The sequence below is a fragment of the Candidatus Buchananbacteria bacterium CG10_big_fil_rev_8_21_14_0_10_42_9 genome, from assembly GCA_002773845.1.
Classification (GTDB): domain Bacteria; phylum Patescibacteriota; class Patescibacteriia; order Buchananbacterales; family 21-14-0-10-42-9; genus 21-14-0-10-42-9.
The window spans coordinates 60,769-67,193 of sequence record PEZZ01000004.1; the positions used below are offsets into that span (position 1 = coordinate 60,769).

The window sequence follows — 6,425 nt, forward strand, 5'->3', positions numbered from 1 at the left end:
ATAGAATAGTATCATGGTTAAAATCATTTTTCTGCTTAAATACTTCTTTATCACCGCAGCCATTCCGTTGCTTTTAATTTTAAATTTGTTTGTTTGGCGATCATTAAGCTTGGGCATAATTTGTACCACGATCTATCTTTTATTCTACGGCCGGACCGCCGGTTTAGTTTTATTTCCTAAGGAACCAAAATTATTCCAAAAAACTGTCGGCTTATTGATTCTTTTAACTGGCATATCATCAGTTGGGGCCATAGTTTATTATTTTTATGAGCTTAACGATTTAGTTATCGCTTTATTAATTGTTATAGCTCCCTTAATGCTACTTAAACCCATTCTGCAAGAAAAATCATTACTTAAGTTTAAGAATTACTCCCGTTCATTAGATATAAGCCAATGGCGTTTGGTTATTTCTTGGACTAATATATTAGTTTACCTGCTAACATTTACCTACTTAATTTTTGCCGCATTTGCTTTTTATACGCTTTGGAAATTTCAATCTGACGCCGCCTTACGTTCACCTTGGTGGGTTGTGCCTGATTACTTTTTTGTAATCTATTTTATAGCTTCATTTATTTTATTAACGATTTTACTTAAGCAACGCCATATCGGCAAAGGCCTCATATTAACAATCATCCACAGTGCCTTGAGCTTATCGGTAGCATTAGTTATTTACAAATTAGGTTATGGATTTGACCCAATCATACATCAGGCGACCGAAAAACAAATTTGGCAATCCGGCGCCGTGAGCCCCAAGCCGCTATATTATTTGGGACAGTATTCGCTTGTGGTCATCCTCTCTAAATTAACCCGCCTTTCAGTTATTAGCCTAGATAAGTTTTTAGTCATAACTATGGCGTCAGTTTATTTACCAATAACAATTTTCTTTGCCTTTCGACGAATTATTCATGCTAAATTGTCGGCATTACCTTTATCCCTTTTGTGGCTTTTAATCCCTTTTGGTGTATTTATTGTGACCACGCCCCAAGCCCTGGCAAATGTTTTAACTTTAGTGACTATATTTTTAGCTTTAGTTTATGCGCATAACCCAAGCCGTAAGCAACTTCTCGGCTTATCTATTTTAGTATTAGCGTCGTTAACGGCCCACCCTATATCTGGCATACCGATAGCCATTTTCTATGTTTTACTTTTCATCGCAGTAAACTACCAAGCCCACAAAAAACTTTCCGCCTTAGTGCTTGCTGAAATTGCCATCATCGCAAGTTTGATTATGCCGGCGATTTTTATTTTAAACTCGTGGTTAAATAAAAATCTACAACTGACTATTAATTACGAATTTTTGAAAAAACCGTGGGAAGTCTTAATCAACCTTAATCCATCGGTTTATTTTAAAAATAATTTTAATTTGATTTTAGATATTGTTTATTGGTACGGCAATAATATCAAATGGATCATGTTGGCACTTGGTTTAACTGGCGTAGTTTTAGCCATTAGATTAAAACGATATAAAATTGCCAACATTTATTTTCTGACGTTTATTGTTTTAATTGTCAATTATTTCTTACTTACTACATTTGTCAGCTTTGATTATTTAATTGAATACGAGCGGTTTAATTTCCAAATTAGACTACTCGAGATTGCTTTTTACTTTCTTTGGCCACTTATTTTTTACGCCCTTTACGCATTGCTGGCCAAAACCATGCAGGGAGCCATGGCGCAGAAATTGGCTGTTATAACTTTACTCAGCTTATTTATGACCGGTTCTTTATATTTGTCTTATCCAAGGGACGATGAATACCACTTAGATCGAGGCTACAACATAACGCAAAGTGATGTTCTGGCCGCCCGCTATATCAACGAAGATGGCCGAGGACAACGCTATATTGTGCTCGCCAATCAAATGAATTCGGCCGCCGCCTTACGAGAATTTGGCTTCAAACAATATTACCGCGATGTCAATAACCCACAACGAGAATATTTTTACTACCCGATCCCGACAGGCGACCCATTATATCAATTTTATTTAGATATGGTCTATGAACGGCCTGACAAAAAAACGGCTGTCCAAGCCATGGATATTGTCGGCGTGGATGCGGCATACTTAGTCGTTAATAAATACTGGGACAAATTTGACGAGATTGTGGAAAATGCAAAATTGGAATCTGATTCGTGGCAAAATCTTAACAACGGTCAAATTTATATTTTTAAGTATACCCGTTAATTTTGTAGTAATTTCTCTAGGGACTTTACATAATTTTGAACCGAAAAACGATCAGAATATTCCGCGCAATTACGGCTCATCTGGTCAATGTCCTCTTTAGTCATTGATTGCAATATTGCAAGCAACTCCTTTTGGTTGCCGGCTTCAAATTTATAGCCATTAATTCCATTAGTAATCATCTCCCCAGCCCCGCCAATATCCGACGTGATAACAGGCACTTGTGCGGCCAGTGATTGGCTGATCACGGCCGGTGAATTTTCGTAACATAATGAAGGCACGATACTAGCGTCAATGCTTTGATACAATTCTTCCACCTGATTTGGTTGAATATAACCCAAAAACCTAAACCGATTATCATTTTTAACTTTATCTTGAACCAGCATATGCAAACTACCCTTACCGACAATGGTTAAAGTAAAATTATTAGCCGGCAAGGTTTTTAAAACATCTACCAAAAATAAAATCCCTTTATGCCTTTCCAATTGCCCGATATAAAGCAAATGAAAATTGTGGCTATCCAATAATCGCTTGTGACCGCTTAAGTTAAGCAGTACAGGATTATTTAAAACTTGCTTTCTGGACTGTTTAAAAAAATTGCGGCAATTATAAAATTCCATCAACCACGCCGACGGCGAAACAACTACATCGGGCGAACCAAATAGCCTTTTTGTGAAGTAAGCATAAATTCTGCTTAATAATCCCAACCGCTCTTTACCTTTTTTGATTAAACCGCTTGGCTTTACTAGCTGAACATCATGTAAAATATGGATGTGCCTTACTTTGATTTTGCGTATCATCTTAACAGTGCGATAACCAATGCCTTTCAAGTTGTGTGTAATCACAACGTGCGGATTTACTTTTTGTAAAATTATTTGTGCTTGATTGGGCCCAGACTTAGAAAACATATCAATAAAATGCCAAGGAAGCCTTAACCAAAAAGGTTTTTCGTTAATGGTAATATAGCTAAATAGATTAGCAGGCTTAATTCTATGCACTATCACACCGCCCACTTTTTCTTGGCTGTCTTTTTCCCCGGACGTAACAACATGGACTTCGTGGCCTGCGCGAGACAAGCCATCAGCGGTGGCCTTGGCGATAACTTCAGCCCCGCCGCGAGAATTTGGATAGTAAAGACTATTGATGAGAACTATTTTCATATTTGTGTTCACGCCAACTTAAATATATAAAAATCAGTAAAGCCACGGAGTCAACTAAGATATCCTTAACATCGCTTATTCGGTTATTGATAAAACCCTGATAATATTCGTCAAATACAGCTGTCGTCAAACCCATCAAAAAAACCAACCCCGCCACGTGGTGAGATTTAATGTTCAAAGATGACAAAGCGTTAGACAAGAAATAGGCTAATCCAAAATATTCGCCTAGATGCACTAAGTTACTTAAGACAATATCCCAAATAGTTTGGGTGCGAGGAATATCTGGCTGTGACGATAACCAAAGCATTAAGCCAAGCCATACAGCTAAAGATGCGAAAACAAAAAATTTTTGATTAATTGAATTTCTCACTTGTGGTCTGTTTATACAATTTGTTCAATTGTGCGCCGATTTTTTGCCAATCGTATTTAGCTTGAACAATCTCTCTGCCTCGCTGGCCCATTAACTTTACTTTTTCCAGATTACTTAACAGCTGATTCATTTTCTCGGCCAGATCTTGAAAATTTTTCGGCTGACATAACAACCCAACATCATTGGTCACAACGCTTCTAACGCCCGCTAAATCACTTGCGATGACCGGCGTACCGCAAGACAACGACTCAATTAGCACCATGCCAAAAGCCTCTGAGGCATCGACAGATGGCAATACGGTAACGTCTGCACGCTGGTAATATTCGGCGATATCATTGCTTGCCACCGTGCCGGCAAAAATAACTTTTTCAAATAAGTTCAATTGCGACGCTAAACTTTCGTATCGCGGTCTCAAATCGCCATCGCCCACGATAACCAGTTTAATTTGACTGGCCGCATAATTATCAATTAATAATTTAAAGGCTTTAAGTAAAATTTCAACGCCCTTAAAGTAATGTGCTGAATCTAACCCGCCGACAAATAATACCATTTTTTCATTCGGACCAACTTTGGGTATGTGAGGTAATTCATTTAGATTATTTTTATCAGTTAGCCTACGGGTGTCAACTCCGTTAGGGATTATCACGAATTTTCTAGGATTCGCTTTAACCAAATTAGCGATATGGCTATGATCCAAATAATCTTTTGAAGTGCCGACTACTTTATCGGCTGCCGCGATGATTTTGGGTGTGATAAATTTTCGATGCCAAGCAAAAATCGCCCCTTGCCAGCCTCGGCCGACAGTGTCCATATGGTAATGTAAAATTATTTTACTCCCGTGCTTTTTGAGATGCTTGGCTTTCAGCCAAATTATCTCCGCGCCCCCAAAGAACGGATAATGCAAGTGAATAACATCAAAGCCTTTCAGCAACTTGCCAAGCTTTGGTACAAGGCCGGCGTTACCGTATAAGATCAAGGGCTTTAACGCCTTTACTTTGAAATTAAACGCCTCGTTGCCTTCCCGCTCGCCTAAAGTAAACACGGTTACGTCATAACCTAAATTGCTAAGTTCGGCCGCATGATTATAGGCAACATTGCCGATGCCACCTTGGTATGGGGGGAAGGTTGATACTACGATCGCTATTTTCATCACCAAAAAATAAATTGTTTAACAATAAACCAATACATAGCGAAAACTGGATTAACTAAATATTTTGTTATAGCTGATTCTATTTCTTGGCCAGATATCACGCCAGTTATATTCTTGCTCATATCGCGATCGTTGATAACTCGCATCGATTGGATTTGTTTTCGCCTTCTCATAATTATTTGCCATTGATTTGGCCGCAGTAAGTCGCCATATGCTTTTAATTTCTCGCGCCAAAAGCCTGATTTTAAAGAAAAAATTAACAACCCAAATTCCATCATAATCAAGGCCGGCAAAATTATGAGCAAGGTTGGTAGTTTATAATATTCTAAAAGTACTATAAAACGATTACGCTCCATGTAATAAAATTTTTTGATGCTTTTAGAAAATTCATATTTGTGATACACCACGGATTTAGGCGCCAACATAATTTTATAACCAGCTAAGCGAGCGAGCCAGCCCAGCGCCAAATCTTCATGATACATAAAAAATGTTTCATCAAATATGCCAATTTGTCGAATCGCGTCCGCGCGTAACAACATTGCCGCGCCGCTTCCGTATGGCACCTCCCGGTTTTCACTTCTGCCATTATCTTTTTGCCCGTTGCCCATGGTATAGCCAAAGCCCAAATAGTGAATAGCATTGCCGATACTATTGATTATATTTTTGTCCTTAAAATGTAATATCTTTGATTGTGTAATCGCAATTGTTTTGTCAGTGTCTGCAACTGATAAAATTTCATCGAGGAAATCCTTATCAACTACTGCGTCAGGGTTTAGAATGTAAATATAATCGCATTTATCTTTAAGCGCTCGTTTAATGCCAGTATTGTTTCCGCCGGCGTATCCTATGTTTTGAGTATTTTCAATTAAAATAACTTGGGGCCAATTATCCTTAACATATTTGGCAGAATTGTCAGACGATGCATTATCAACCACAATAACTTGATGCTTTCCTTTGGCCGCTTTATCAACGCTAGATAAACAATCCGGCAAATCCTGCCGGCTGTTGTAACTTAAAATAACAATTCCAACTTTACTGTTCATCAGAATCCTTAATCGCCAACTTACGCACCAGTTCAGTAATTTGTTTGTCAACTGATTCAAGTTTGACTAACACTTTAAACATTCCAAAAAATAACACCACAATAGAAATATACACCAATAAATCAGCCCCTCTAGAAACGCCAACGAACTTGGCTAATACGTCTGTGGTTTGTGGCAAAATTACTGCCACGGCCACTAAAACCCAAAAAACCAACCAAACAAAAAATTCCCTGGCCGTAATATCTTTTTTGCGCCAGCGCAAAACCACTCGGCTTAATGCAAAAGCAATAAAGATTAATAAAACAATCTTAATAATCATTTGCTAAATCGCGATAAAAATAAATCAAATAAAATTCTAACTCCCCCACTCATTTTCTGCCCCTTCTTCTTAGAATACAAGGTGTAACGCACGGTCACGGGAGCTTCGGTGTATTTCCAGCCATGGCTTTTGGTTTGCTCCACAATTTCGGTGGCGTGAGCCATGCGATCTTGCCGAAGTTTAATTTCGTTTAAACTTTTTTTACCT

The 6,425-nt window shown here is 38.3% G+C and carries 7 protein-coding genes; 1 reads left to right on the forward strand and 6 read right to left on the reverse strand.

Translation table 11 applies throughout. The features are described 5' to 3' along the window. The first annotated feature begins 13 nt into the window (after positions 1-13). A complete protein-coding gene (locus COT81_00840) occupies positions 14-2,179 on the forward strand; it encodes a hypothetical protein (protein PIS05545.1) in 2,166 nt (721 codons plus the stop codon). Here COT81_00840 and COT81_00845 read toward each other — a convergent pair. From COT81_00845 to COT81_00870, 6 genes are all read right to left on the reverse strand, one after another. After that, positions 2,176-3,336, reverse strand: a complete 1,161-nt coding sequence (locus COT81_00845; protein ID PIS05546.1) for a hypothetical protein — start codon at positions 3,334-3,336, stop codon at positions 2,176-2,178. The genes COT81_00840 and COT81_00845 overlap by 4 nt on opposite strands. Continuing rightward, entirely contained in the window at positions 3,314-3,706 is a 393-nt protein-coding gene (locus COT81_00850) for a hypothetical protein (protein PIS05547.1), read from the reverse strand. Before COT81_00850 ends, COT81_00845 begins: the two co-directional genes overlap by 23 nt. After that, positions 3,690-4,856 carry a hypothetical protein gene (locus COT81_00855; protein PIS05548.1) on the reverse strand — a complete coding sequence of 389 codons (1,167 nt, stop codon included), beginning with the start codon at positions 4,854-4,856 and terminating at the stop codon, positions 3,690-3,692. Before COT81_00855 ends, COT81_00850 begins: the two co-directional genes overlap by 17 nt. Continuing rightward, the gene (locus tag COT81_00860; GenBank protein PIS05549.1) at positions 4,856-5,899 is read right to left on the reverse strand and encodes a hypothetical protein; all 1,044 of its coding nucleotides are present in this window, start codon (positions 5,897-5,899) and stop codon (positions 4,856-4,858) included. The genes COT81_00855 and COT81_00860 overlap by 1 nt, the downstream gene beginning before the upstream one ends. Next, positions 5,889-6,218 (reverse strand): DUF2304 domain-containing protein, encoded by a 330-nt coding sequence (locus COT81_00865; protein PIS05550.1) that lies wholly within the window; start codon positions 6,216-6,218, stop codon positions 5,889-5,891. Before COT81_00865 ends, COT81_00860 begins: the two co-directional genes overlap by 11 nt. After that, positions 6,215-6,425, reverse strand: a 211-nt coding sequence (locus COT81_00870; GenBank protein PIS05551.1) for a glycosyltransferase family 2 protein, incomplete at its 5' end; no start/stop codon positions are given. The genes COT81_00865 and COT81_00870, both read right to left, overlap by 4 nt.

Excerpts from the sequence above, each read along its gene's own strand:
- COT81_00840 (PIS05545.1), top strand. The coding sequence starts at position 14 with ATGGTTAAAATCATTTTTCTGCTTAAATACTTCTTTATCACCGCAGCC.
- COT81_00865 (PIS05550.1), bottom strand. The coding sequence starts at position 6,218 with ATGATTATTAAGATTGTTTTATTAATCTTTATTGCTTTTGCATTAAGC.
- COT81_00860 (PIS05549.1), bottom strand. The coding sequence starts at position 5,899 with ATGAACAGTAAAGTTGGAATTGTTATTTTAAGTTACAACAGCCGGCAG.
- COT81_00855 (PIS05548.1), bottom strand. The coding sequence starts at position 4,856 with ATGAAAATAGCGATCGTAGTATCAACCTTCCCCCCATACCAAGGTGGC.
- COT81_00845 (PIS05546.1), bottom strand. The coding sequence starts at position 3,336 with ATGAAAATAGTTCTCATCAATAGTCTTTACTATCCAAATTCTCGCGGC.